At 59.1% G+C, this 24137-nt stretch carries 22 protein-coding genes and 4 tRNA genes; 5 read left to right on the forward strand and 21 right to left on the reverse strand.

Annotation, left to right across the window (positions count from 1 at the left end; all coding sequences use genetic code 11):
• Positions 1 to 5: 5 nt before the first annotated feature.
• The 8 genes from KVG87_RS11865 to KVG87_RS11900 all read right to left on the reverse strand — a co-directional run bounded on the left by KVG87_RS11865 (position 6) and on the right by KVG87_RS11900 (position 7619).
• The gene (locus tag KVG87_RS11865; RefSeq protein WP_056784434.1) at positions 6 to 1034 is read right to left on the reverse strand and encodes a nucleoside hydrolase; all 1029 of its coding nucleotides are present in this window, start codon (positions 1032 to 1034) and stop codon (positions 6 to 8) included.
• A 31-nt stretch (positions 1035 to 1065) separates the two neighbouring features.
• The gene (gene rbsD, locus KVG87_RS11870) at positions 1066 to 1470 is read right to left on the reverse strand and encodes a D-ribose pyranase (RefSeq protein WP_041478553.1); all 405 of its coding nucleotides are present in this window, start codon (positions 1468 to 1470) and stop codon (positions 1066 to 1068) included.
• Positions 1467 to 2384, reverse strand: coding sequence for a ribokinase (gene rbsK / locus KVG87_RS11875; RefSeq protein WP_217850829.1), 918 nt, complete (start codon positions 2382 to 2384; stop codon positions 1467 to 1469). Before rbsK ends, rbsD begins: the two co-directional genes overlap by 4 nt.
• A gap of 24 nt (positions 2385 to 2408) precedes the next feature.
• Entirely contained in the window at positions 2409 to 3428 is a 1020-nt protein-coding gene (locus tag KVG87_RS11880; protein ID WP_041478551.1) for a LacI family DNA-binding transcriptional regulator, read from the reverse strand.
• Between the two features lie 3 nt (positions 3429 to 3431).
• On the reverse strand, positions 3432 to 4409 hold the full coding sequence (locus KVG87_RS11885; RefSeq protein WP_016774040.1) for an ABC transporter permease: 978 nt from the start codon (positions 4407 to 4409) through the stop codon (positions 3432 to 3434).
• Positions 4406 to 5959, reverse strand: coding sequence for a sugar ABC transporter ATP-binding protein (locus tag KVG87_RS11890; protein ID WP_217850831.1), 1554 nt, complete (start codon positions 5957 to 5959; stop codon positions 4406 to 4408). The genes KVG87_RS11885 and KVG87_RS11890 overlap by 4 nt, the downstream gene beginning before the upstream one ends.
• Before the next feature lie 55 nt (positions 5960 to 6014).
• On the reverse strand, positions 6015 to 6971 hold the full coding sequence (locus KVG87_RS11895) for a sugar ABC transporter substrate-binding protein (RefSeq protein WP_024012403.1): 957 nt from the start codon (positions 6969 to 6971) through the stop codon (positions 6015 to 6017).
• Positions 6972 to 7169: 198 nt separating this feature from the next.
• Positions 7170 to 7619 (reverse strand): hypothetical protein, encoded by a 450-nt coding sequence (locus tag KVG87_RS11900; RefSeq protein ID WP_041478549.1) that lies wholly within the window; start codon positions 7617 to 7619, stop codon positions 7170 to 7172.
• A gap of 336 nt (positions 7620 to 7955) precedes the next feature.
• Between KVG87_RS11900 and KVG87_RS11905 the strand changes: the two genes are divergently transcribed.
• From KVG87_RS11905 to KVG87_RS11915, 3 genes are all read left to right on the forward strand, one after another.
• On the forward strand, positions 7956 to 9044 hold the full coding sequence (locus tag KVG87_RS11905; RefSeq protein ID WP_217850834.1) for an asparaginase: 1089 nt from the start codon (positions 7956 to 7958) through the stop codon (positions 9042 to 9044).
• Positions 9045 to 9241: 197 nt separating this feature from the next.
• Positions 9242 to 9511, forward strand: a complete 270-nt coding sequence (locus tag KVG87_RS11910) for a DUF1654 domain-containing protein (RefSeq protein WP_016774035.1) — start codon at positions 9242 to 9244, stop codon at positions 9509 to 9511.
• Between the two features lie 4 nt (positions 9512 to 9515).
• Positions 9516 to 10205: an endonuclease gene (locus KVG87_RS11915; RefSeq protein WP_217850836.1), complete on the forward strand. Its 690-nt coding sequence runs from the start codon at positions 9516 to 9518 to the stop codon at positions 10203 to 10205.
• Positions 10206 to 10289: 84 nt separating this feature from the next.
• Here the strand turns inward: KVG87_RS11915 and KVG87_RS11920 are convergent, their stop codons facing one another.
• Positions 10290 to 10655 (reverse strand): SPOR domain-containing protein, encoded by a 366-nt coding sequence (locus KVG87_RS11920; protein ID WP_056784413.1) that lies wholly within the window; start codon positions 10653 to 10655, stop codon positions 10290 to 10292.
• 250 nt (positions 10656 to 10905) lie between these two features.
• Between KVG87_RS11920 and csrA the strand changes: the two genes are divergently transcribed.
• Positions 10906 to 11100, forward strand: coding sequence for a carbon storage regulator CsrA (gene csrA, locus KVG87_RS11925; RefSeq protein ID WP_003179932.1), 195 nt, complete (start codon positions 10906 to 10908; stop codon positions 11098 to 11100).
• Between the two features lie 219 nt (positions 11101 to 11319).
• Here the strand turns inward: csrA and KVG87_RS11930 are convergent, their stop codons facing one another.
• Both KVG87_RS11930 and KVG87_RS11935 read right to left on the reverse strand, forming a co-directional pair.
• On the reverse strand, positions 11320 to 11775 hold the full coding sequence (locus KVG87_RS11930) for a DUF2214 family protein (RefSeq protein ID WP_217850838.1): 456 nt from the start codon (positions 11773 to 11775) through the stop codon (positions 11320 to 11322).
• A gap of 464 nt (positions 11776 to 12239) precedes the next feature.
• Positions 12240 to 12316 (reverse strand) — tRNA-Val (locus tag KVG87_RS11935).
• Between the two features lie 183 nt (positions 12317 to 12499).
• Here KVG87_RS11935 and KVG87_RS11940 point away from each other — a divergent pair.
• Positions 12500 to 13783, forward strand: a complete 1284-nt coding sequence (locus KVG87_RS11940) for an NAD(P)/FAD-dependent oxidoreductase (protein WP_217850840.1) — start codon at positions 12500 to 12502, stop codon at positions 13781 to 13783.
• Positions 13784 to 13912: 129 nt separating this feature from the next.
• Here KVG87_RS11940 and KVG87_RS11945 read toward each other — a convergent pair whose 3' ends face one another.
• The 10 genes from KVG87_RS11945 to purF form a co-directional block, all read right to left on the reverse strand.
• Entirely contained in the window at positions 13913 to 14884 is a 972-nt protein-coding gene (locus KVG87_RS11945; RefSeq protein ID WP_217850842.1) for an XdhC family protein, read from the reverse strand.
• A 1-nt stretch (position 14885) separates the two neighbouring features.
• Positions 14886 to 16121: a c-type cytochrome gene (locus KVG87_RS11950; protein WP_217850844.1), complete on the reverse strand. Its 1236-nt coding sequence runs from the start codon at positions 16119 to 16121 to the stop codon at positions 14886 to 14888.
• 2 nt (positions 16122 to 16123) lie between these two features.
• Positions 16124 to 16663: a (2Fe-2S)-binding protein gene (locus KVG87_RS11955; protein WP_123443186.1), complete on the reverse strand. Its 540-nt coding sequence runs from the start codon at positions 16661 to 16663 to the stop codon at positions 16124 to 16126.
• Positions 16656 to 19487, reverse strand: a complete 2832-nt coding sequence (locus KVG87_RS11960) for a xanthine dehydrogenase family protein molybdopterin-binding subunit (protein ID WP_217850847.1) — start codon at positions 19485 to 19487, stop codon at positions 16656 to 16658. The genes KVG87_RS11955 and KVG87_RS11960 overlap by 8 nt, the downstream gene beginning before the upstream one ends.
• A 491-nt stretch (positions 19488 to 19978) precedes the next feature.
• Positions 19979 to 20055 (reverse strand) — tRNA-Asp (locus KVG87_RS11965).
• Positions 20056 to 20148: 93 nt separating this feature from the next.
• Positions 20149 to 20225: transfer RNA gene (locus KVG87_RS11970), tRNA-Asp, on the reverse strand.
• Between the two features lie 55 nt (positions 20226 to 20280).
• Positions 20281 to 20356, reverse strand: a tRNA-Val gene (locus KVG87_RS11975).
• Between the two features lie 183 nt (positions 20357 to 20539).
• Positions 20540 to 21316, reverse strand: a complete 777-nt coding sequence (locus KVG87_RS11980; protein ID WP_150741439.1) for an SDR family oxidoreductase — start codon at positions 21314 to 21316, stop codon at positions 20540 to 20542.
• Positions 21313 to 22524: an O-succinylhomoserine sulfhydrylase gene (locus tag KVG87_RS11985; protein WP_217850850.1), complete on the reverse strand. Its 1212-nt coding sequence runs from the start codon at positions 22522 to 22524 to the stop codon at positions 21313 to 21315. The genes KVG87_RS11980 and KVG87_RS11985 overlap by 4 nt, the downstream gene beginning before the upstream one ends.
• A 71-nt stretch (positions 22525 to 22595) precedes the next feature.
• A complete protein-coding gene (gene purF / locus KVG87_RS11990; RefSeq protein WP_016773943.1) occupies positions 22596 to 24101 on the reverse strand; it encodes an amidophosphoribosyltransferase in 1506 nt (501 codons plus the stop codon).
• Between the last annotated feature and the right edge of the window lie 36 nt (positions 24102 to 24137).

The raw sequence follows: 24137 nt of genomic DNA on the forward strand, positions 1-24137 counted from the left end.
ACGACTTATTTCAGGCGTTTCAGGCGCTCGGTCAGCAGATCAAAGAATCCCTGGGCGTCGCCATTTTCGACCCAGAATGCATTCTTCGGTGCTTTCAGGCCGTCATACCAGTCAACAATGGTCTGGCCGAATGTCGGTCCTTCACGGCTATCCACCACGACGTTGACCGCCCGACCGGTAAACAACTCAGGCTTGAGCAGATACGCCACAACCGTCGCGTCATGCACCGGGCCACCGGGAATGCCGTAGTGCTCCATATCGCCCTTGATGTATTCGTTGAGAATGTCGCCGACGATCTTGCTCGCATTGTTGTTCAGCGCCGCAATCTGCTTCAGACGTGCATCGCTGGTCAGGATCTTGTGGGTCACGTCCAGCGGCAGATAGGTGAGCTTCACCCCGCTCTTGAGCACCACCTCGGCAGCCTGCGGATCGGCGAACAAGTTGAACTCAGCCACAGGGGTGATGTTGCCACCGTTGAAATGCGCCCCGCCCATGATCACCACTTCCTTGATGCCCTGAACGATTTCCGGCTCTTGGATCAATGCTAGAGCCAGGTTGGTCTGCGGACCGAGCATGGCAATGGTGATGCTGTGCGGTTTGGCCGATTTAAGAGTGTCGATCAGATAATTGACCGCATTGCCTTTCGCCAGGCCTTTCTTCGGTTCGTGAACCGTGACGCCTGACAAGCCTTCCTTGCCATGAATGTTCTCGGCGTAGATCGGCGTGCGCATCAGCGGCTTCGGTGCGCCAGCGTAAACCGGCACGTCTTCGCGCCCGGCCCATTCGCGAGCCAGCCGCGCGTTGCGCGAAGTCTTGTCCAGGCGCACGTTGCCGGCCACGGTAGTCAGCGCGCGAATATTCAGTTCATCCGGCGACGCAAGCGCGAAGAGCAAAGCGACAACGTCGTCAGCGCCTGGATCGGTGTCGATGATCAAATCGATTTTTTCAGCGGCCTGAACGCCGGTCGCAGTTATCACAGACAAAAGCAGCAGGCTCCGGACCAGTTGATGAAGTTTTGCAGCATAGCGTTGCATAGCGCATTCCTTGTGCAGATGATATCGGAAATCAGAATGTAACCCCGGCGACCAGAACGATGTTGCAGTACGGCTGACATTCTCCTGTACGAATGATCGCCCTGGCTTGTCGGCTAAGCACCTTGAACTGCTCGTGGGTGAGCAGATCCCTACGGCCCAGCGCGCCCTCTTCGTTCAACGCGTCCAGATCGGCCAGTGCCGTGGGTTGTTTGTCGAAGATCTCTTTGGCCAGCACATGGCTTTCTACCTGCATCTCGCTGAGTACAACTTTCAGCGTGCTGACGAAATCAGGGATGCCATGGGTCAGCGCCAGATCAATCAACTCGACACCCGGTGGCACGGGCAAACCGGCATCGCCAATCACGACCATGTCACCGTGGCCAAGAGAAGCGATCAGTCGCGACAGCGCGACATTAAGCAAAGGAGTCTTTTTCATGCGGGTTTGAACGCCTGTACTTCGGATATGGTTGGAATCGACGGTTGCGCACCGGCGCGGGTAACCGACAGTGCAGCGGCGATCTGACCGTAGCGAATCGCCTCGGCCTCAGATTTGCCATCGGCCAGCGCTGCGGCGAAACCGCCGACAAAAGTGTCGCCCGCCGCCGTGGTATCGACCGCCTTCACGGCCGGCGCGGGGAAATGTTCGAAGCCGTTGCCGTTGGCGAACAATGAGCCTTGCGCGCCTAACGTGACGATGACTTTGCCCGCGCCCATGGCAATCAACTGAGTGGCAGCCGTTTCTGCCGACTGCAGCGAGTCGACAGCGAGCCCGCTCAATGCGGCGGCTTCGCTTTCGTTGGGAATCAGATAGTCGATGGCGGTAAACCAGTCTGCCGGCAAAGGACGGCTGGCCGGCGCCGGGTTGAGGATGACGGTTTTGCCCAGTTCACGCGCACGCTTGAGCGCATGTCCGACCGTCGCATCGGGAATCTCGAGCTGACAGATCACTACATCGGCGGCCTGTAAAACCGCATCAAAGCGGTCGATCACTGCCGGCGTCATCGCGCCGTTGGCACCGGCGACAATCACGATGGCGTTCTGGCTGTTGTCATCCACCACAATCAGCGCTACGCCACTGGAATCCTCTACGACACTGACAGCCTGGCAGTCGATGTGCTCGGCGAGCAAGGCATCGCGCAATCGCACACCATAGTCGTCATTTCCGACGCAACCGATCATTGCCACCTTAGCGCCCAAGCGCGCAGCAGCAACCGCCTGATTGGCGCCCTTGCCGCCAGACACCGTGGCAAAGGAATGACCAATCAGCGTTTCACCGCCGCGTGGCAGCCGTGGCGCCCGGGTGACCAGGTCCATGTTCAGGCTGCCTATTACCACTACATTTGCTGGCATACATCACTACTCATCAATTCGGTTTCAGCGATATTCGGTGAACACGCCGGACAGCGGCGCGGTCGATTCGCGCAGGACAATGCTCGGGGTCACGATGCGTTGATCGGTGCCCGAATCGGGCGCAGCAATTCTGCGCAACAGCACTTCGGCGGCCATCTCGCCCAGTTGCAGGATCGACTGGCCGACCGTGGTCAGCGCCGGATAGACATAACGGCTCATCTGAATGTCATCGAAGCCGATCACCGACAGCTCGGCCGGCACCCGGACATTACGTTCAGCCGCCGCACGCAGCACACCGATGCCAATCATGTCGTTACCGGCAAAAATCGCGCTCGGGGGATTGCTTTCGAGCAGCCGGGCAGCGGCGTTGTAACCGCCGGTGCTGGTGAAGTCGCTTTCGAGCATACGCTCCTCGCGCACCTCGATTCCCGCTTCTCGCAGCGCTCGGCAATAACCGGCCTGACGCATTTGCGCCACGCTGGTACTGGCCGGACCGCCGATGGTGGCGATGTCGCGATGCCCCAACTCGAGCAGGTGACGGGTTGCCAGATAAGCGCCGTATTCATGATCGATACGCACCAGATCGGCATTTACACCTTCCAGGCCCCGGTCAACGATAACCATCGGCGTCTTCACGCCTGCCAGCCCTTGCGCCAGACCAGTGTCACCGCCGGCGGAGGCGACGATCAAACCGTCGATGCGTTTTTCCAGCAACACGCGCAGATAACTGCGCTGCTTGTCCGGATTGTCGTCGGAGTTACAGAGGATCACGCAGTAACCGTTGCGCTCGCAGTAATCCTCGATTCCGCGCGCCAATTCAGCGAAGTACGGGTTGAGGCTGTTAGGCACCAGCAGGCCGATGGTCGCCGTGGTTTTGGCTTTCAGCGAGCGCGCCACGGCACTGGGAACGTAGTCGAGGCTCTTGATCGCCGCCTCGACTTTGCGCCGCACTTCCTGACTCACCGGGCGGGTGTTGTTCACCACGTGCGACACGGTCGTGTAGGAAATACCCGCAAGCGCCGCTACATCCTTGATCGTTGCCATGGTTCAGCCTCGGCGACTGGCGCGTTGACTGCGATAGGTGTCGAGCACCACGGCGATAACAATTACCGCTCCGGTGATGATGCGCTTGGTCGGCTCCGTCGCACCAATCTGTGCGAGACCGGCCGCGAGCACGGAAATGATCAGCACGCCAAAGAAAGTACTGATTACCGAACCGCGTCCACCCATCAGGCTGGTACCACCGATAACCACCGCCGCGATCACTTGCAGTTCCAGACCCGAACCTGCGTTCGGGTCAGCCGCCTCCAGACGCGAAATCTGAAACAGAGCGGCAATGCCCGCCAGCAGGCCCATAAGGCTGAACACCAGAATTTTGTAGGGCTTGGGATTGATCCCGGCCAGCCGCACGGCTTCTTCGTTGGTGCCGATGCCGATCAGGTAGCGGCCGAAAACAGTGCGAGTCAAAACTGCCTGCGCGATGAAGATCACCAGCAAAGCGATGATGAACGAGGGTGAAATACCGAACGCGATCGGATTCGACAGCCAGGCGAACGCATCGCCGATGTACGCAGTCCGCGACCCGGTCATCTGATACGCCACACCGCGGGCCATTTCCAGCACGCCGAGGGAGACGATGAACGACGGAATCCGCCAGGCCACGGTGATCGAGCCAGTGATGGTCCCGGCCAGCGCCGCCACCGCCATGCCGAGCAGCGCCGCTGGCAAAACGCTCCAGCCCCAGCCGAGAATCGCAACGCTGACCGTCGATGCGGCCAGCGCGAGGACCGAGCCGACGGACAGGTCGATGCCGCCGATGATCAGCACAAAGGTCATGCCCACGGCCAGCACCATCAGGTCGGGAATCTGGTTGGCCAGGGTGCTGAAGGTGTTGTACGAGAGGAAATGGCTGCTCAGGACCGAGAACAGCGCAATCATCGCCAGCAAGGCACCGGCCAGGCCCAGATAAGTACCCAGGCCAAAGAAATTGCCACTACGTTTACTGGCAGAAGATGCAGTTTTCATGGGAGATCCCTAGGCGCTGCTTCATTGAGCAACGCATCACGTTTCTGGTAGCCGGCGAAAGCGGCGGCAAGCAAATCATCCTGGGTCCAGCTGTCGCGCTCGAAGGTGTCGATCAGACGTCCCGCCGAGAGCACGCCGATCCGGTCGCAGATCAGCATCAACTCACGCAAGTCACTGGACACCACGACCAATGCCTTGCCCTGGCGGGTCAACTCACCGAGCAGACCGTAAATATCGAACTTGGCACCGACATCGATTCCACGAGTAGGCTCGTCGAACAGCAGCACCGAACAGTCGCGCTCCAGCCAGCGACCGATCACGACCTTCTGCTGATTGCCGCCGGACAGTTCCGAAACCAACTGCGTCGGGCTCGAACTGCGGATGCGCATGGCCTCGATCTGACGTTGCGCCAGGCAAGTTTCGTCGCCGTTGTTGACGAAACCGCCACTGGAGATTTCCGGCATGTTGCCCAAGGCGATGTTGGCGCTGATCGACTGACTGAGCAGCAGCCCTTCGCCCTTGCGATCCTCGGTGATCAACGCGATGCCATTGCGTACGGCATCGACTGGCGAGCGAACACTCACGACCTTGGCCGGGGAGCCGAGCGCGATGGTGCCGCTGTCGGCAGCATCGGCACCGAATATCAGCCGCAGCAGTTCCGTGCGCCCAGCTCCGATCAATCCGGAAATGCCGAAGATCTCCCCGGCACGCACCTCGAAAGAGACGTCGCGGACTTTGTCAGAACGGGTCAGGCCTTTGACCGTCAACGCCGGAGCGCCGATCTTGCGCGGCCCCATGTCGATGTGTTCGCCCAGTTCGCGACCGACCATCAAGGTGACCAGTTGCTCGCTGTTGTAGTTGGCCATCGGCTCGACGCAGACCAGATTGCCGTCACGCAGCACGGCAATACGCTGGGCCACCCGCGCCAGTTCTTCGAGACGATGAGAGATATAGATGATGGAAACGCCGCGAGCCTGCAATCGGCTGATCTGCTCGAAGAGCATTTCGACTTCGCGCGCCGTGAGCATCGCGGTCGGCTCATCAAGGATCAGCACGTGGCAATCGCCAATCAGGTTGCGCGCGATTTCGACCATCTGTTGATGACCGATACCCAACTCGCCAACCAGCGTGTCCGGGTCGATCGCATCGAGGCCGACCTGCGCCATGGCTTCGATGGCCGCCTTGCGCAATTGCTTGCGGCTGATCCAACCCGCGCTGCTCGGCAGATTATCCAGAAACAGGTTTTCCGCCACCGACAGCGTCGGCAACAGATTGAGTTCTTGCATGACCATGCGCACGCCAAGCTCTTCAGCCTGGGTACGGCTGCCCGGACGGTAGTCCTTGCCGTGGAATTGCATGTGGCCGGTAGTGGGTGTGACCAGACCACCAATGATCTTCGACAGGGTACTTTTGCCGGCACCATTTTCGCCGGTCAGCGCCAGTACTTCACCGCGCATCAGCGTCAGATCGATGCCGGTGAGCACCGGTTGCGCATAGGTCTTGCCGATACCGCTGACCGAGAGGACAGCGTTCGGGGCGGAAACTGACATAGAAATCTCCATGCGCTCGCCCGGACGGACGAGCGCCGTTGTGTCGCCAGATGACTTACTGGGTGACCAGCTCGACCGGTGTTTCGATCACGCCGTTGGCACCGCTGTCGACTTTCTCGCCTTTGATGATCTTCAGCGCGGTTTCGATGCCGAACACGGCCTGCTTGGCTGCAAACTGGTCAGCCGTCGCCAGCACGCGGCCGTCCTTGAGCATTGGCTTGATCGCGTTGATATTGTCGTAACCGACGACTTTCACCTGCCCTGCCTTACCAGCGGCACGGACTGCGGAAACGGCACCGACCGCCATGCTGTCGTTACCGGCCAGCAGCGCTTTGACATCCGGGTATTCACTGAGGATCGAAGCCGCAACCTTGTTGCCCTTGTCGATTTCCCAGTCACCGGACTGCAGCGAGACCACTTTGATCTGCGCGGCTTCCATCGCGTCCTTGAAACCGGCCGTGCGCGCCTGCGCGTTGGTGGTGGTGGACACGCCTTCGATGATGCCGACCTCGTCGCCCGCCTTCAGTTGCTTGGCCAGATATTCGCCAACCAGACGTGCACCCTTGCGGTTGTCCGGACCTACGAACGGCACGTTGATGTTCTTGCTTTTGACCACGGCGGGATCGAGCTGGTTGTCGATGTTGATCACCGTGATACCGGCGTCTACGGCCTTCTTGATCACCGGCACCATGGCCTTGGAGTCAGAAGGCGCGATCACCAGTGCATTCACCTTGGCCAAGATCATCTGTTCGACGATGCGAGTCTGCCCGGCAGTGTCGGTTTCGTCCTTGATACCGTTGGAGATCAGATCGAAATCGGCGGAGTGTTCTTTCTGGTAGGCCTTGGCGCCGTCTTCCATGGTCAAGAAGAATTCGTTGGCCAAGGATTTCATGACCAGGGCGACTTTGGGCTTTTCTGCAGATTCGGCGAACGCCGAGGAGACAGGTAGTGCGGCGGCTGTGGCAGCCAGCATAGCGACAGCAAGAAGACGTGCGGCGAATGGCAGCTTCATGGGTTCACTCCGATCTTATGATTATTGTGAGCAACGTTTGCGCTGACGTAAGCTACGTCACGGCTCCGGGAGCAGATGCCCTTCCAAGCCGCGCAAACGTTTGCGTAGACCGAACTATGAGAATCCCGCCGACATTTGTCAACAATCAGAAATCGTCTTTTGTTGTAGGCCGAATCGCTGAGTCGGCCATCTGACGCTTCAGGCGGTCGTGTTGACCAGGCCACCGCTGGTAGCGCTTTTCGACATCTCCTTGACCAACGCACCCGCCACCTCTGCCAGTGCGGCGCTGGTTTGCGCGATCTGGCCCTGAATCGACATCACTGCCTGGGACTTCGCTTCGGGAGTCGGATAGCTTGCAGCCTGAGCCGCAGCCAGTTGCTGTTGCTGCTCCTGAAGTTGCTTCTGCAATTCCTTCATCCGCTTGAGCAACGTCTTGACGGTGATGCTGAGATTGCTGTCAGCCTCGGTTTCACTGTTTTCCTGCACAGGCCCGCCACCGGTTCTGACCTGATTCTTCTCAGTCTTTTCGGTACCCAGGGCCTGCGCCGAAGTCTCATTGGTCGCATCGTTCAGGCTGTTGATCGTCGCTGCAGTTTTACCGCCAATGGTGACCGCAGCGGGATTGGCAAAACCGACCGTCAGTGACATGTGAACTCCTAAGATTTGGTTTCCTTGAGGACGCATCGGCCTGAGAGCACATTTCTTTAGCGGGGATTTGTCACCCGCCTGGCTTTTCAGAGATTGCCTATCGGCGAGCCGAACACGAATCCTCCTGTCGTTCGGAATCCCGGATGGATGAATCCTCAACGATGCTCCAGCCCTCGACAAATATTGATTTAAATCATTGGGTTAAACATTTTCCGCCAGCACATTACGCATGGTATGAATCCTGCTCCCGTCCTTGCACCCCGAGCATTCAGATCGGCTTGGGGCGCATCTAGATGAACCTGCATCAGCACCGTCTCACGACTAGAGAGAAAAATAATGAAATCTGCTTTCAATACTTTGATTCCGGGCGCATTGGCCCTCCTCCTGCTCCTGCCTGCTGCCCTTCAGGCAAAAGAAGCCGAAACCCAGACGAAACTGGCCAACATCGTCGTCCTCGCCACAGGCGGAACCATCGCTGGCGCCGGCGCCAGTGCTGCCAACAGCGCCACTTATCAGGCAGCAAAAGTCGGCATCGAACAACTGATTGCCGGCATTCCCGAGTTGAGCAAACTGGCTAACGTGCGTGGCGAACAAGTCATGCAGATCGCTTCGGAAAGCATCACCAACGACAACCTGTTGCAATTGGGTCGTCGCGTTTCCGAACTGGCTGACAGCAAGGACGTCGACGGCATCGTTATCACCCACGGTACCGACACCCTCGAAGAAACCGCTTACTTCCTGAACCTGGTCGAGAAGACCGACAAGCCGATCATCGTCGTTGGTTCGATGCGTCCGGGCACTGCCATGTCGGCAGACGGCATGCTCAACCTGTACAACGCCGTCGCCGTGGCGAGCAGCAAAGAAGCACGCGGCAAAGGTGTGCTGGTGACCATGAACGACGAGATCCAGTCCGGTCGCGACGTCAGCAAAATGATCAACATCAAGACCGAAGCATTCAAAAGCGCTTGGGGTCCGCTGGGCATGGTGGTCGAAGGCAAATCCTACTGGTTCCGCCTGCCGGCCAAGCGTCACACCATGGATTCGGAATTCGACATCAAGGACATCAAGAGCCTGCCTGACGTAGAAATTGCCTATTCCTACGGCAACGTCAGCGATACCGCCTACAAGGCACTGGCGCAAGCCGGCGCCAAAGCCATCATCCACGCCGGCACTGGCAACGGTTCGGTATCCTCTCGCGTGGTTCCATCCCTGCAAGCGCTGCGCAAGGATGGCGTGCAGATCATTCGCTCGTCCCACGTCAACGCCGGCGGCTTTGTCCTGCGTAACGCCGAACAGCCTGACGACAAATACGACTGGGTTGTCGCTCACGATCTGAACCCGCAAAAAGCCCGCATCCTGGCGATGGTCGCGCTGACCAAGACCAACGACAGCAAAGAGCTGCAACGGATGTTCTGGGAATACTGATTGAACATCGCCTGATCACTTCTCGATCAGGCAATTGCGCATCACCTGTCAGCTTGGCAGGTGGTGCCCCGCTTACACCCTTCCAATACTTTTCCCACAAAAATCTCGACAAGCCCTACACCAAAACCGGAAACCCGCTGTCAGAGGATTTTCTTGAATTTTAAGCAGTTGCGAAATCGCTTACAGTTAAATACTGTATGCACGTACAGCTTAATAAGGATAACCTCGTGGCCACCTCTCCTGCTGCTCCTGACGCTTACGAACGCATGGGTATGCGCGTTCAGAAAATCATCAATTCCCCCACCGCACAAAAAGCCAAAGCCGCACTGATTTTCCGTCTGCCGGATGAGCCGATGGACGACTGGGAGCGCTTGCTTGAGGAAATCGACGAGAACGATAACGTCACCCTCGCCTATCGCGATGACGGTGGCGTGCAGATTTTTTGGGTTGTGCCGAAGGAAGATTGATTCAATGAGTGTCCGCAGTGTTGCTTTGCTGTTGTTGTTTTTCGCCGTGGGCGCCCAGGCTGGCGCCCCACGTACATTTTCCGAAGCCAAGAAAGCCGCGTGGAAACTCTACGCGCCGCAGTCCACGGAGTTTTACTGCGGCTGCAAGTACACCGGCAACCGCGTCGATCTCAAAGCTTGCGGCTATGTGCCGCGCAAGAACGCCAAGCGTGCATCGAGAATCGAGTGGGAGCACATCGTGCCAGCCTGGCAGATCGGACATCAGCGGCAGTGCTGGCAGCAAGGCGGACGCAAAAATTGCACGCGTTACGATCCGGTTTATCAAAAGGCCGAAGCTGACCTGCACAACCTGGTGCCGAGCATCGGTGAGGTCAACGGTGATCGCAGCAACTTCAGCTACGGCTGGTTGCCGGTGCAGTCCGGTCAGTATGGATCCTGCCTGACCCAGGTCGACTTCAAAGCGAAGAAAGTCATGCCCCGCCCTTCGATTCGCGGCATGATCGCCCGCACGTATTTTTATATGAGCAAACAATACGGACTGCGCCTGTCGAAGCAGGATCGGCAGTTGTACGAGGCGTGGGACAAGACCTATCCAGTGCAGGACTGGGAACGTCAGCGCAACCAGAGCGTGGCGTGCGTGATGGGGCGTGGCAACGAGTTTGTCGGCTCGGTAAATCTGAAAGCCTGCGGCTGATCGCAGCACAAATAAAAAGGCCTCGAGCGTTATGCTCGAGGCCTTTTTCATGTCTGGCGTTCAATCTGTTTGAAGGCGCTACGCTTATGGCGTGAGCGGATGCTCAATCACCACCGATTCGATATTTTGTTTCTTGGCTTTAACCAGCGCTGCATCGACCTGCACCTTTCGCGCCTCGGCGTCAGCCTGGGAATTGAACGGACCGATCAGAATTCGTGTTTTACCGCTGCCGTCCTTGACGACTGTCGGAACGAAAGCATGCTCGATCAACCAGCCGCTCAGGTCACTGACGGCCTGAGGGGTCTCGCCACGCACTTCCAGATCCCACTGTGGCGCGGCGGCCGCCGGCGCTGCCGCGACCTTTGTCTCAGGCTTGGGCGCATCTACACTCTTGCCTTCACCGCAGCCTGCCAATGCCAGTGCCGCTACCAGCCAAACCAATTTGCGCACAACGCTTTCCTCGGAATTCGTAAAGCCGCGATCTTATCATTCAAAAATACTTAGCGAGCCCCGCAAAATGGGCACAAAACAACGAGAATGATGATTGCAGCCTCTGTATAGTTACGCCCTGGGAATTAATGCCGCATCTGCGCGTCAGAAAGAGGCACCCAAACCGTGAGACTTCGCACTAATCTATAGATACCACCGACCTCTGCACTGTCTGAATCAGGTGCCCTACAAAGCAATCAAGGAGAAGACCATGCTGATACTCACCCGCAAAGTCGGTGAAAGCATAAACATTGGTGATGACATCACGATCACCATCCTCGGAGTCAGCGGCCAACAAGTCCGCATCGGCATCAACGCTCCGAAAAACGTGGCAGTGCACCGTGAAGAAATTTACCAACGCATCCAGGCCGGCCTGACCGCTCCGGACAAGCCGCAAACGCCCTGAGCCACTTTGCATTACGTAGCCAGTCCTATTGCCGTCGCGCAAGACTGGCTAAAGATTCACGCGCCGTTTAGCCATCCGCATTTCACCCCGCTGGGCACGGCGCCTGAAGCACACTGACTCCTTTCACTTGTCACTCCCTCCTTTCTTGCGCCGATATTACCTTTCACTCCTGGAGCTGGCTGTCGGACGTTTCCGATAGAGCACGGAGAATTTCGCCTTCTAAGCGAATATCACCCCACGCGCCATGCCTGTCGCCGCGACCATCATCAGGATCAGCAGCAGCGCTTCAACATGACTGATTCGCGCGTACAACTTCGCACGTCTGCTACCAAGCGCCACCCCGCGCGACGATGCGATGCGCCATTTGATCAGTGTGATCATGGGTGCAAGCTCCATGAGAAGGATCAGCACGAACAGCGTCATCTTCAGATGAAACAGTGGTTGATGCAGGTAATAGTCAGAGCCTTTCTCGTAACCACCAAACGCGCGCATCGCTCCGGTAATAAGCAGCGTCAAAGCTGAAAGCCCCCACAAGTTATCCGCGAGCAGCACGCGCTTGACCTCTCCCGTGCCCGCCGAGAGCTGGCTGAACGCTGTGCCGCGCGTCAGCACTGCCCAGAAAGCCAAGGCAAACGCGAATAGATGAACAGCCGCAAGGACCCACTGACTCAGCATCGACGCACTCCCTTACAAAGAGTTGAAAATCGGCCAGTCAGTAGTAGACGAAAAAACGGCGCCTCGCCTGGAGGTGAAGGTGAGATAGATGCCCAACGCCAAATCGCAGGCAAAAAAAATCCCAAGCAGCTGATGGAAGCTTGGGATTTAAAAATGCATAAACCGTGGTGGTGAACGCAGGTCGGATGTTACTTAAATTCCCAACATGCAACAAGGCTTTTTCGATAACCGGTTAGAGAAAAAGAGCTGTAAGCCTTTGGATATTCAGGTGTTTTCAACAACGAAATGGAAGAAGAATGCACCAAAATGGCGCTTGATCATTTTGCGCAAACAGTAATGAATGGAGAGCTGATCAGAGCGAAGCGGAAAGGACCGGGAACAAGCGTTGCGCAAATCGCAGACAACAAAAAAGGGCCCACCTTTCGGTGAGCCCTTCTAGACCGCCCAGCAGAGCGGATTTTGTTTGGTAGGCGCGATTGGACTCGAACCAACGACCCCCACCATGTCAAGGTGGTGCTCTAACCAACTGAGCTACGTGCCTGCTGTGAGGCGGCATTCTACGGAATTCCGGAGGGGTGTCAACACCTTTTTTTCACCTAACCCTATGAATATGCAAAATATTTAATTTCGCCTCAGCGAAGAAGATTTTCCGCTGGCTGGCGGAGGTTTTTCAACTCGGGTAGGATCGGCACACTCGTAAAATATATTAAACAGAGGCGGCAGGATGGCGAACACCCAATACCCAGAGTCTTATTACGCTGCGTCGGCCAATGCCGTACCACCACGCCCTGTGCTGCAGGATGATGTGGAGACGGACGTCTGTGTGATCGGCGCCGGGTATACCGGGCTGTCGTCCGCCCTGTTCCTGCTGGAGAACGGGTTTCGCGTAGCCGTGCTGGAAGCGGCGAAAGTCGGTTTTGGCGCCTCGGGCCGCAACGGTGGGCAGATCGTCAACAGCTACAGCCGCGACATCGACGTCATTGAACGCACGGTCGGCCCCAAGCAGGCGCAACTGCTCGGCGAAATGGCCTTTGAAGGCGGCCGGATCATTCGCGAGCGCGTGGCCAGATACAACATCCAGTGCGACCTGAAAGACGGCGGTGTATTCGCCGCCCTTTCCGCCAAACAAATGGGCCACCTGGAATCGCAAAAGCGCCTGTGGGAACGCTTCGGCCACACCCAGCTGGAATTGATGGATCAACGCCGCATCCGTGAAGTGGTGGGTTGCGATCAATACGTCGGTGGCATGCTAGATATGAGCGGCGGCCACATCCATCCGCTGAATCTGGCGCTCGGTGAAGCGGCGGCAGTCGAGTCTCTCGGCGGCACCATCTATGAGCAATCACCTGCCGTGCACATCGAGCGCGGGGCCAATCCGGTTGTGCATACGCCGCAAGGCAAGGTCAGGGCCAGGTTCATCATCGTTGCCGGCAACGCCTACCTCGGTAATCTGGTGCCGGAACTGGCGGCCAAATCGATGCCGTGTGGCACTCAGGTGATCACCACCGAGCCACTGGGCGATGAGTTGGCCAAGGCGCTATTGCCGCAGGACTACTGCGTGGAAGACTGCAACTATCTGCTCGACTACTATCGCCTGACCGCCGACAAGCGCTTGATCTTCGGTGGCGGCGTGGTTTACGGCGCTCGCGATCCGGCGAACATCGAAGCGATCATCCGCCCGAAGATGCTCAAGGCTTTCCCGCAACTCAAGGACGTGAAGATCGACTACGCCTGGACCGGCAACTTCCTGCTGACCCTGTCGCGCTTGCCACAGGTCGGGCGCCTGGGCGACAACATCTATTATTCGCAGGGTTGCAGCGGTCACGGCGTCACCTACACGCACCTGGCTGGCAAAGTCCTCGCCGAAGCGTTGCGCGGTCAGGCCGAGCGTTTCGATGCCTTTGCCGACCTGCCGCACTACCCCTTCCCCGGCGGGCAATTGCTACGCACACCGTTTGCCGCGCTGGGCGCCTGGTATTACGGGCTGCGCGATAAGTACGGCCTATAAACACCATTGTGGCGAGGAGATTTATCCCCGTTGGGGGTGCGAAGCGCCCCCTCTTGAGCAGGAGGGGACTGCTGCGCAGTCCAACGGGGATAAATCCTCTCGCCACAGTAGATTCAGCAAGGCTTAGGATCAGAGCTGATCCCGAGCGATCCCGCTGCGAATCCGCAGGATATCCGCCAGCACCGCCAGCGCAATTTCCGCCGGTGTGTTGCTGCCGAGGTTGAGGCCGATCGGCGCATGAATCCGCGCCAGCTCCGCCTCACCCAGACCGCCAATGCGGCGCAAGCGCTCGAAGCGTTTTTGCGATGTCTGAAGCGACCCCATCACACCAATGTAAAACGCCTCGGTGCGCACCGCTTCCATCATCGCCAGATCGTCGATGCGCGGATCATGGGTCAGCGCCACCACTGCCGTGTCGCGATGACAACCACCGTCAGCAATAAATACCGAAGGCAACTGCCGACGGATTTCCACGCCATTGAGCACCACCCCTTCCAGCACCTCATCGCGCGGATCGCAGAGAATCACTTCGAAGCCAAGTCCTACCGCGAACTCGGCACAGGCCTGCGCCACACTGGAGTAGCCGGCGAGCAACAAACGCTGTGCTGCACCAATACGGATGCGCACCCGATCGATCTCACGCTCGATCCGCGCACCCTGCTCGCGATCAGCAAACAGAGCGCGCGCACCGCTGGCCAGATCGACTTCGCGAAGCAGACGACGCTGACCCAGCAGCGCTGATTCCAGTTCACGCAGATGCGCCTGCACCGCGCAGTCGGCGTCAAGTTTCTCCACCAACACATCGAGAATGCCACCGCAAGGCAGACTGACCCGCGAGCGCGGATCATCGCCTTCGCCGTAACGCACGACGCTTACTGCTTCGAGAAACGCACCTTCGGCGACGCGCTCAAGGAAATCCTCCTCGACGCAACCGCCCGATAGCGAGCCGATCCACTGCCCGCTTTCGTTCACCGCCAGCAGCGAACCCGGCGCGCGCGGTGCCGAGCCGTAAGTGGTCAGCACCGTGCACAGCCAGATTCGCTGCCCGGCCACCGACCATTCCAGCGCCCTACGCACCACTTGCAGATCGAGATGCTGCATATCAGTGGGCCTTGTGCTCGACGCTCGGCGCGTCGGCTTGCAGCTTCTGCACTTCGCTCACCGCCAGTTCAGCGCCCTGCCCGCCCCAACCCTGACGCAGGTAGTTGAGCAGATCGGTCAATTGCTCAGGACTGAGCTTTTCAGCAAAACCCGGCATCGGCTGCATGTGCTCGAACCCGGAAAACTTCTGTTCGCCGATGCCATCCTCGATCACTCGCAACAAGTTGCGCGGATCTTCCAGACGCAACGTGGTGTTGCCGCGCATGGCCACTGCGATGTGCGGCTTGCCTTCACCGCCAGCCGCGTGGCAACCGGCGCAGACGTTCAGATATTCCTGACGGCCGCGCTGGGCACTCGCGTTGAGCTTGTCCAGCGGTACTTCGACGAGCTCTTTGGCTGGTGGCGGTTGCTCGCCAAGGAGGAACGTCGCCATTGCCGCCAGGTCAGCATCGCTCAGACCTTGAGTGCTGTTGTGAAACACCGGGAACATTTCGTTGAACATCGTTCCTTGCGCGCTCATGCCGTGCTTGAGAAACGTGCTCAGATCCTGCTGATTCCAGCCGCGCGCGGCCAGGTCGGTGGCCAGCAGGCTCGGCGCGAGATAACCATTGAGAATGCCGCCGGCCATGCGCTTGTCCATTTGCATCGCACCCGGCAGGCCGCGTGGCGTATGGCATTCGCCGCAATGACCAAGGACGTCGACCATATACTGGCCGCGCTTCCACGCTTCACTTTTGCCCTCGACCGGTTCCAGCTTGACGTCTTTGCCGTAGAGCATGTTCCAGCCGGTCAGGCCCAGACGCACGTTGAACGGAAAGCTCAGGCTGGTCACCGGCGCGGCGCGTTCGATCGGCTCGATGGTTTTCAGATACGCGTGAATCGCATCGGAATCGGCGCGCGGCATCAGGTGATACGAGGTGTACGGCATCGCTGGATACAGATTCGCACCGTCGCGCCGCTTGCCTTCGGTCAACGCAGCGAAGAACTCATCATCGCTGTACAGACCGATGCCGTGCTCTTTGCTCGGGGTGATGTTGGTGCCGTAGATCGTGCCGAATGGCGAGACGATCGGCAGCCCCCCGGCATAGGGCGCACCACCCGGCGCGGTGTGGCAGGCCATGCAGTCGGCGGCGCGGGCGAGGTATTCGCCGCGCTTGACCTGTTCATCGGCGTGGACCGCCAAAAGCGGCGCAGCCAGTCCGACCGCGAGGGCCAGGCGGGTCAGTAAACGCTTCATGCTCAACCCTCCTTGACCAGACCAAGATCGGTCAGCACGTTGCGCGTGGCGTTGTAATAACGCACGTACCCGGTGCAGCGGCAGACGTGATGGCCGAGGCTGTCCTCGATCACCTGTTCCAGCTTGCTGTGTACGGTTGGTTGACGCTGCAGCTTCTCCACCAGCACGGTGGCAGCGTTGACGAAGCCTGGCGCGCAGTAGCTGCACTGGAAAGCGAACTCGTCGACAAAGCGCTGCTGGATCGGATTGAGCTCGGTGACCTGGCCCTGCTCGTCGCGAGTGGCGTGGCCTTCGATGGTGCGGACTTTCTTGCCCTCGAAGTAGTGCGCGCCGGTGATGCAGGTGCGCACTTCTTCGCTGGTACCGTCGGGGTTATCGACGATCACCACGCAGGCGTGGCAGATCCCCTGACCGCAGCCCAGCCGCGAGCCGGTGAGGTTTTTGTATTCGTGCAGATAGTCGATCATCGGCAGGTCATCAGGGATGTCCACCGGGCCGACGGATTGACCATTGAGGGTCAGTTGAAGCGGACGGTTAGCCATTGAGGGCCTCCTTGATGCGCGCAGCGGTGATAGGCAAGTCACGAACACGTTTACCGATGGCGTGCGCCACGGCGTTACCGATGGCACCGACAATCGGGATCATCACCACTTCGGCGATGCCCTTGGACGGATCGCTCGGCGACAGCGGCGGCAGGATCTCCGCAGTCTGCTTCCACACCGCAACATGACGGGCCATCGGCAGACGATAACGGTTGAAGTTCCAGTCACCCTCCCCCGGCCCGCCTTCGTACAACGGCATCTCTTCCATCAGCGCATGACCAATACCCATCGCGATACCGCCTTCGAGCTGGCCCTTGACCAACTCTTCAACCAGCACCCGACCACACTCGATCCACGAATGGTGGTTGAGCACCTGAACCTCCGCCGAGCCTTTGTTGACCTTCAGCTCGACCAACGTGGCGACCGGGCTGTAATAGGTCACGGCAGCGTTGTTCAACTGCACTACCGGGTAGTTGACGTTCTGCCGATCAAGCAAGTGGAAGCCGGCGCTGTTCATCTGCGCTTTCTTCGCTTGCGGCGCGCCATCGCCGTATTTCACCGCCAGACCGTCGAGCGGCAGGCGCTCGCGCACGCCGTCGATGCTGTACTCGGCCTCGGCCCAGCTCCAACGGTTGAAACCGTGCACCGTGGCACCCGTCACCAGACCGCGTTCGTGGGCGCGTTTGGCCAGTTCTTCGAAACTCAGCGGCTGCATGCCGTTGGCGGTCAGCTTGCCGTCGATCCAATGCGCATCTTCGCGACGCACCACGTAAGGGTTTGCCTGGCCGCCGTACGGACCCTGACGCCAGATCTCCAGTGCCGCCGGCCACAACCCGTGGTTGAACAGCACACGCGCCGCTTCACGGGTTGCATGGCTGAAGTAATAGGCGGAGTTGGTCGCCGAAGACGCCGACGCCAGCTTGCCGACCCAGCGCGGGTTGCGCAGCAGATTGTCCTGTTCGGCCTGACTCATGATGTACGGGTTGCCGCTGGTGATCAGCTGCATTTCCTGCCACTCGGTTTCGCCGGTCTTCACATCATGCGCCGGGCTGCCGAGGAAATCGGCGACGACCAAGGCTTGCGAAGTGGACATGCCGGTACCGATTTCGATACCGATATGGCGCAGGGTGATGCGCCCGTCAGCGGTGAATTCGATGCTGGCCATCGGCGCTTCGGAGCCGGTGCCGAAGTCTTTCTGGCAGATGGCGAAACCGACGCCGTACCAGTTATCCGGATCCGCCGCTTCACGTTGTTGCTTGATCGTGTCGCGGTTTTTCCAGACTTCGTGCACCGAGGCCTTGTCGAGAATTTCGTGCAGGCGCAGTGCACCGGCCGGGATTGCGCCCTGGGTGTTTTTCATGCCAGAACGCAGGGCATTCCTGCGGCGCAAATCGATGGCGTCGACACCCAGACGATTGGCGATCTCGTCGACCATCATTTCGGTGGCCGCCATGCTTTGCAGAGTGCCGTAACCGCGCATCGAACCCGCCTCGACCGCGCGCGAGTGATACGCGGTGACTTGCAGGTCGTTCTGCGGCATGTAGTAGATCGACTGCGCTGCGGTGGCGCCAACCGCCGCCACCGATGGGCTGTAGTTGACCCGACCGCCGCCGTCGACGCTCATTTCCGCGCGGAAAATCTTGAAGGTGTAGTCATTCTTGTCCACGGCCAACTGGTAGCGGATGTCGAACGGGTGACGCTTGATGCCGCTCTGGAATTGCTCATAGCGGTCGTTGGCCAGACGCACCGGCACACCGGCGCCGTACAGCGCGGCCAAGGCTGCGTAGTAGACGAAAATGTTGTGGTCTTTGGAGCCATACCCGACGGTGTAGCCCGGGTGCATGTTCAGATTGGCCAGGCCGAAACTCGACGGCCCGATCATCTTCGCGGTCTCGGTCGCAACTTCCAGTGGGCATTGCGTCGCCACGACGAAATGCAGGGTTTTGGTTTTCGGGTCGTACCAGCCGTTGCCGTTGTCCGGCTCGAGGGCGGCCGGCTCGATCGACGGCGTCTTGTAGCGCTCATCGAACACCAGCCAGTTGTCTGGCGGCGTGTCGATCTCCTGTTTCATGCGATCGGCGTAGAACAGGCCGCGCTCGGTGAGGTTGCCATGCAGGTTCGGCGATGCATTCCACACTGGACGGCGGTTCTTCAGCATCGGGAACAGGATCGAATCCTTGAGGCTGGCGAACTCGTCTTCGTCCGCCGAAGTCGCGCCGCCGACGCGCACGTAGCGGAAGCTGCCGTAGGGATCGCCTTCGTAGAACGGCACCTTGGCGCCGTAACGAATCGCTTTGTCATTGAATTTGAGTTGATTCTTGGCCTGACGGAAACGCTCGAAATCGTTCCAGATCAGGATCGCCACCGGGTGACCGATGAACATCGGCACCTTGCCTTCGGGCAGCAAAGGATCAGGCGCGTGCTCTTCGGGGAAGACGATACCGTCCTTGTCCAGATCGACAGCGGTAACGATGCGGTCCGGTTGCAGATCGGCGCCGAGCCACGACAGGTCGTAACCTGCGTAGATATGGTCGGCCTTGATGGTTTTCAGCAGCATGGCGTGGCCCTGTTGCTCAGGCCAGCCGGGCATGTCCTTGGCGCGGATGTCGCGGGCAAACACCTTGCTGCCGCAGACCTTGGACAAGGCATCGTTGCGTTGACGGGCCTTGCCGTTATTGCCGAGCCATTTCTCGGACGGCACGGTGACGCTGTTTTCCATCAAGGCAGCCAGCGCCTGACTGCTGAGCGGCGTGAGCGTAACGCTCACACCCGCCACCAGCCCGCCCTGGAGGAACGAGCGCCGGGATATTTCACGGTTGGACATGGATCATCCTCTGGGCGGTTATAGGTCCGCCCTTGTGGTTATCTACTGGGGATCTCGAGTCGTGCAGAAGCTCTTTCTGGCGAAGCAAAGAGCTGTGTTGACAGTGCAAAGCTGACCGAAAGGTTAACTTTAAAGGTTTCTGCGCCCACAGCAAACAACCAGTTACAAAAACCTGACTAAATAATCAAAATAATCAATGCGACGTAGCACCGCATCCGATCTGCCGAGACAACAGAGCGTGCCTATGTGGGAGCGAGCCTGCTCGCGAAAACGTTTTTCCAGGCAATACAGATTTTGAACGTGCCGGCGCTTTCGCGAGCAGGCTCGCTCCCACAGGGATTCGCATGGACTTAAGGAGAGAGGAATGAGGAATAACCAAATTTCAGACACAAAAAACCCCGGCCTTTCGACCAGGGTCTTTGCTATCGATCCGATTCAGCCAATGGCTTATCTCGGCGCTTCAAGGCGTTCAGCGGTCCTTGAAACAGATATGGCGCAGCGGACGGGACTCGAACCCGCGACCCCCGGCGTGACAGGCCGGTATTCTAACCGACTGAACTACCGCTGCGTATCGCTTTGAGCTTGCGCTCAAGTAACTCGTTTTGATTGCCGGCTTCGGTGCCTTGCAATCGCGAACCAGATGAATCTGACTCGTAAAATATGGCGCAGCGGACGGGACTCGAACCCGCGACCCCCGGCGTGACAGGCCGGTATTCTAACCGACTGAACTACCGCTGCGCGTCGGTGCAGGCACTTTCAGCCTACTCTCTTGCTTGCGCAAGCTTCTCGGGAGTGGTGGGTGATGACGGGATCGAACCGCCGACATTCTGCTTGTAAGGCAGACGCTCTCCCAGCTGAGCTAATCACCCGTTTGCATCTCCGAGGCCGCGAAATTTACGCAGGTGGCGAAGCTAAGTCAATAGCAGGATTGGAGTTTTTTTCAAAAACGGGTTTTAGCTGCAAGCTCCAAGCTCCAAGAAAAAGCAGGATCACCTAAAGCAGGCACACCAGCGTCTTGCTTTAGCTTGCACCTTGAAGCTTGAAGCTGCCTTTCACTGCTCGTAGATCATTTTCTTGGTCATGCCGCCATCGACGACAAATTCCTGCCCGGTGACAAATCCCGCATTGCGCGACAGCAACCACGCCACCATCGCCGCCACGTCTTCGACCGTCCCCACCCTGCCCGCCGGATGCTGGGCGTGATCGGCATCGGCCAAAGGTTCGGCGCGGCGCACCGAGGGATCACGAGTATCGATCCAGCCCGGACTGACCGCATTCACGCGGATTTCCGGCCCAAGGCTGATTGCCAGCGCATGGGTCAGCGCCAACAGCCCCCCCTTGCTCGCCGCATACGCCTCCGAGTCCGCCTCCGACTGTCGCGCACGGGTCGAGGCCAAATTGACGATCGAACCGTTGTGCGCACGCAGATAAGGCGCACAGTGCTTGGCCAGTAACATCGGCCCGCTCAGATTCACCGCCAGCACCCGATTCCAGTACGCCAGATCGAGGCTTTCCAGAGTGATGTTGTGCGGATCTGCCACCGCCGCGTTGCAGACAAGCGCATCAAGGCGACCAAACTGTCCCAGCACCTCGGCCACGCCCAGTGCGACCTGATTTTCCTCGGCGACGTCCATGGCGATGAACCAGGCATTCTCGCCGAGCACCTTCGCCACTTTCGAACCACGCGCCCGATCGAGATCGGTCAGCACCACTTGCCAGCCTTCGCTGATCAGCCAGGCGGCAATTCCGAGGCCGATACCGCGTGCAGCGCCAGTGACCAGCGCCACGCGGCCATGGGTATTGGCCGCCGGTGTGGACAACTCGATCACAATGCCGCCAGACCGCGCGCCAGGTCAGCCTGCAGGTCAGCCACATCTTCCAGACCAACCGCGACGCGAATAAGGCTGTCGCGAATCCCCGCCGCTTCACGCTCCTGCGGCGCCAGACGGCCGTGGGAGGTGGTGCTTGGATGGGTGATCGTGGTTTTGCTGTCGCCGAGGTTGGCGGTGATCGAAATCAACCGAGTAGCATCGATAAAGCGCCAGGCGCCCTCTTTGCCGCCTTTGACCTCGAAGCTGACCACCGCACCAAAACCCTTCTGCTGGTGCTGAGCCAACTCGTGCTGCGGATGGCTCTTCAGACCGGCGTAATGGACCTTCTCGATGCCGTCCTGCTGCTCCAGCCATTCGGCCAGCGCCTGAGCGTTGGCGCAATGCGCTTTCATGCGCAGGTTGAGGGTCTCGAGGCCTTTGAGGAAGATCCACGCGTTGAACGGGCTGAGGGTCGGGCCGGCGGTCCGCAGGAAACCCACCACTTCTTTCATCTGTTCACCGCGACCGGCGACAACGCCGCCCATGCAGCGACCCTGACCGTCGATGAACTTGGTCGCCGAGTGCACGACAATGTCCGCGCCGAGCTTCAGCGGCTGCTGCAACGCCGGGGTGCAGAAGCAGTTGTCGACCACCAGCTGCGCGCCTTTGGCATGCGCGATTTCTGCCAGCGCGGCGATATCCACCAGTTCGGCCAACGGATTGGACGGCGACTCGACAAAAAGCAGCTTGGTGTTGGACTTGATCGCCGCGTCCCAGGCCGACAGATCGGCCAGCGGGACGTAATCGACTTCGACGCCGAAGCGTTTGAAGTACTTCTCGAAGAGGCTGATGGTCGAGCCGAACACGCTGCGCGACACCAGCACATGATCGCCAGCACTGCACAGACTCATCACCACCGCCATGATCGCGGCCATGCCGGTTGCCGTGGCGACGGCTTGCTCGGCGCCCTCCAGCGCGGCAATGCGTTCTTCGAACGCACGCACGGTCGGGTTGGTGTAGCGCGAATAGACGTTGCCCGGCACTTCGCCGGCAAACCGCGCCGCTGCATCGGCAGCGGTGCGGAACACGTAACTGGAGGTGAAGAACATCGGGTCACCGTGTTCGCCTTCCGGCGTGCGGTGCTGACCGGCACGGACGGCCAGGGTATCGAACGCTACGCCTTCGAGGTCGCTGTCCAGCCGACCGGCATCCCATTCCTGACTCATGCTGTCTCTCCTTGCTGTTCTCGAACAATAAATATCAGATACAAAACCGGCCCCTCAGGGCCGGTGGAAACTCAGTTGTTGTACAGATCGATGATCGCACTGACTGCCTGGGTCTTGACCTTCGAGGCATCGTTGCGCGCCTGTTCGATCTTGTTCAGGTAAGCCTCGTCGACGTCACCGGTCACGTACTTGCCGTCGAACACTGCGCAATCGAAGTGTTCGATCTTGATCTTGCCGCCGCCGACCGCTTCGATCAAGTCAGGCAGGTCCTGATAGATCAGCCAGTCTGCACCGATCAGGTCGGCCACGTCCTGAGTCGAACGGTTGTGCGCGATCAGTTCGTGAGCGCTCGGCATATCGATACCGTAGACGTTCGGGAAGCGCACCGCAGGTGCCGCCGAGCAGAAGTAGACGTTTTTCGCGCCGGCTTCGCGGGCCATCTGGATGATCTGCTTGCAAGTGGTGCCGCGCACGATCGAGTCATCGACCAGCATCACGTTCTTGCCACGGAATTCCAGCTCGATGGCGTTGAGCTTTTGACGTACCGACTTCTTGCGCGCAGCCTGGCCCGGCATGATGAATGTGCGACCGATGTAACGGTTCTTGACGAAGCCTTCGCGGAATTTCACGCCCAGGTGATTGGCCAGTTCCAGCGCAGCGGTACGGCTGGTGTCGGGGATCGGGATGACCACGTCGATGTCGTGCTCAGGACGCTCACGCAGGATTTTCTCGGCGAGCTTCTCGCCCATGCGCAGACGCGCCTTGTACACCGACACGCCGTCGATGATCGAGTCCGGACGCGCCAGGTAGACGTGTTCGAAAATGCACGGGGTCAGCGACGGGTTGGTTGCGCACTGACGGGTGTGCAGCTTGCCATCTTCGGTGATGTACACCGCTTCGCCTGGCGCGAGATCGCGGATCAGGGTGAAACCGAGCACGTCCAGGGAAACGCTTTCCGAGGCAATCATGTACTCGACGCCTTCGTCGGTGTGACGCTGGCCAAACACGATCGGGCGGATGCCGTGCGGATCGCGGAAACCGACGATGCCGTAACCGGTGACCATCGCCACAACGGCGTAACCACCAACGCAACGGTTGTGCACGTCGGTCACGGCGGCGAACACGTCTTCTTCGGTAGGCTGCAGCTTGCCGCGCTGGGCCAGCTCGTGGGCGAACACGTTGAGCAGCACTTCCGAGTCGGAACTGGTGTTGACGTGACGCAGATCGGATTCGTAGATCTCTTTGGCCAACTGTTCAACGTTGGTCAGGTTACCGTTGTGCGCCAGGGTGATGCCGTACGGCGAGTTGACGTAGAACGGCTGGGCTTCGGCCGACGTCGAGCTGCCGGCAGTCGGGTAACGGACGTGGCCGATACCCATGTGGCCGACCAGACGCTGCATGTGACGCTGCTGGAACACGTCACGCACCAGGCCATTATCCTTGCGCAGGAACAACCGGCCATCATGGCTGGTCACGATACCGGCAGCGTCCTGGCCGCGGTGCTGGAGCACGGTTAGCGCGTCATACAGCGCCTGATTGACGTTCGACTTACCGACGATACCGACGATGCCACACATGCGACGCAACCCCTACTTAATGGATCTGAACTGAAC

The organism is Pseudomonas siliginis, assembly GCF_019145195.1.
GTDB lineage: Bacteria > Pseudomonadota > Gammaproteobacteria > Pseudomonadales > Pseudomonadaceae > Aquipseudomonas > Aquipseudomonas siliginis.

What these genes read in the sequence shown, in the direction of transcription:
- KVG87_RS11865 (WP_056784434.1), bottom strand. Translation starts at nt 1,034, where the DNA reads ATGCAACGCTATGCTGCAAAACTTCATCAACTGGTCCGGAGCCTGCTG.
- rbsD (WP_041478553.1), bottom strand. Translation starts at nt 1,470, where the DNA reads ATGAAAAAGACTCCTTTGCTTAATGTCGCGCTGTCGCGACTGATCGCT.
- rbsK (WP_217850829.1), bottom strand. Translation starts at nt 2,384, where the DNA reads ATGCCAGCAAATGTAGTGGTAATAGGCAGCCTGAACATGGACCTGGTC.
- KVG87_RS11880 (WP_041478551.1), bottom strand. Translation starts at nt 3,428, where the DNA reads ATGGCAACGATCAAGGATGTAGCGGCGCTTGCGGGTATTTCCTACACG.
- KVG87_RS11885 (WP_016774040.1), bottom strand. Translation starts at nt 4,409, where the DNA reads ATGAAAACTGCATCTTCTGCCAGTAAACGTAGTGGCAATTTCTTTGGC.
- KVG87_RS11890 (WP_217850831.1), bottom strand. Translation starts at nt 5,959, where the DNA reads ATGTCAGTTTCCGCCCCGAACGCTGTCCTCTCGGTCAGCGGTATCGGC.
- KVG87_RS11895 (WP_024012403.1), bottom strand. Translation starts at nt 6,971, where the DNA reads ATGAAGCTGCCATTCGCCGCACGTCTTCTTGCTGTCGCTATGCTGGCT.
- KVG87_RS11900 (WP_041478549.1), bottom strand. Translation starts at nt 7,619, where the DNA reads ATGTCACTGACGGTCGGTTTTGCCAATCCCGCTGCGGTCACCATTGGC.
- KVG87_RS11905 (WP_217850834.1), top strand. Translation starts at nt 7,956, where the DNA reads ATGAAATCTGCTTTCAATACTTTGATTCCGGGCGCATTGGCCCTCCTC.
- KVG87_RS11910 (WP_016774035.1), top strand. Translation starts at nt 9,242, where the DNA reads ATGCACGTACAGCTTAATAAGGATAACCTCGTGGCCACCTCTCCTGCT.
- KVG87_RS11915 (WP_217850836.1), top strand. Translation starts at nt 9,516, where the DNA reads ATGAGTGTCCGCAGTGTTGCTTTGCTGTTGTTGTTTTTCGCCGTGGGC.
- csrA (WP_003179932.1), top strand. Translation starts at nt 10,906, where the DNA reads ATGCTGATACTCACCCGCAAAGTCGGTGAAAGCATAAACATTGGTGAT.
- KVG87_RS11930 (WP_217850838.1), bottom strand. Translation starts at nt 11,775, where the DNA reads ATGCTGAGTCAGTGGGTCCTTGCGGCTGTTCATCTATTCGCGTTTGCC.
- KVG87_RS11940 (WP_217850840.1), top strand. Translation starts at nt 12,500, where the DNA reads ATGGCGAACACCCAATACCCAGAGTCTTATTACGCTGCGTCGGCCAAT.
- KVG87_RS11945 (WP_217850842.1), bottom strand. Translation starts at nt 14,884, where the DNA reads ATGCAGCATCTCGATCTGCAAGTGGTGCGTAGGGCGCTGGAATGGTCG.
- KVG87_RS11950 (WP_217850844.1), bottom strand. Translation starts at nt 16,121, where the DNA reads ATGAAGCGTTTACTGACCCGCCTGGCCCTCGCGGTCGGACTGGCTGCG.
- KVG87_RS11955 (WP_123443186.1), bottom strand. Translation starts at nt 16,663, where the DNA reads ATGGCTAACCGTCCGCTTCAACTGACCCTCAATGGTCAATCCGTCGGC.
- KVG87_RS11960 (WP_217850847.1), bottom strand. Translation starts at nt 19,487, where the DNA reads ATGTCCAACCGTGAAATATCCCGGCGCTCGTTCCTCCAGGGCGGGCTG.
- KVG87_RS11985 (WP_217850850.1), bottom strand. Translation starts at nt 22,524, where the DNA reads ATGAGTCAGGAATGGGATGCCGGTCGGCTGGACAGCGACCTCGAAGGC.
- purF (WP_016773943.1), bottom strand. Translation starts at nt 24,101, where the DNA reads ATGTGTGGCATCGTCGGTATCGTCGGTAAGTCGAACGTCAATCAGGCG.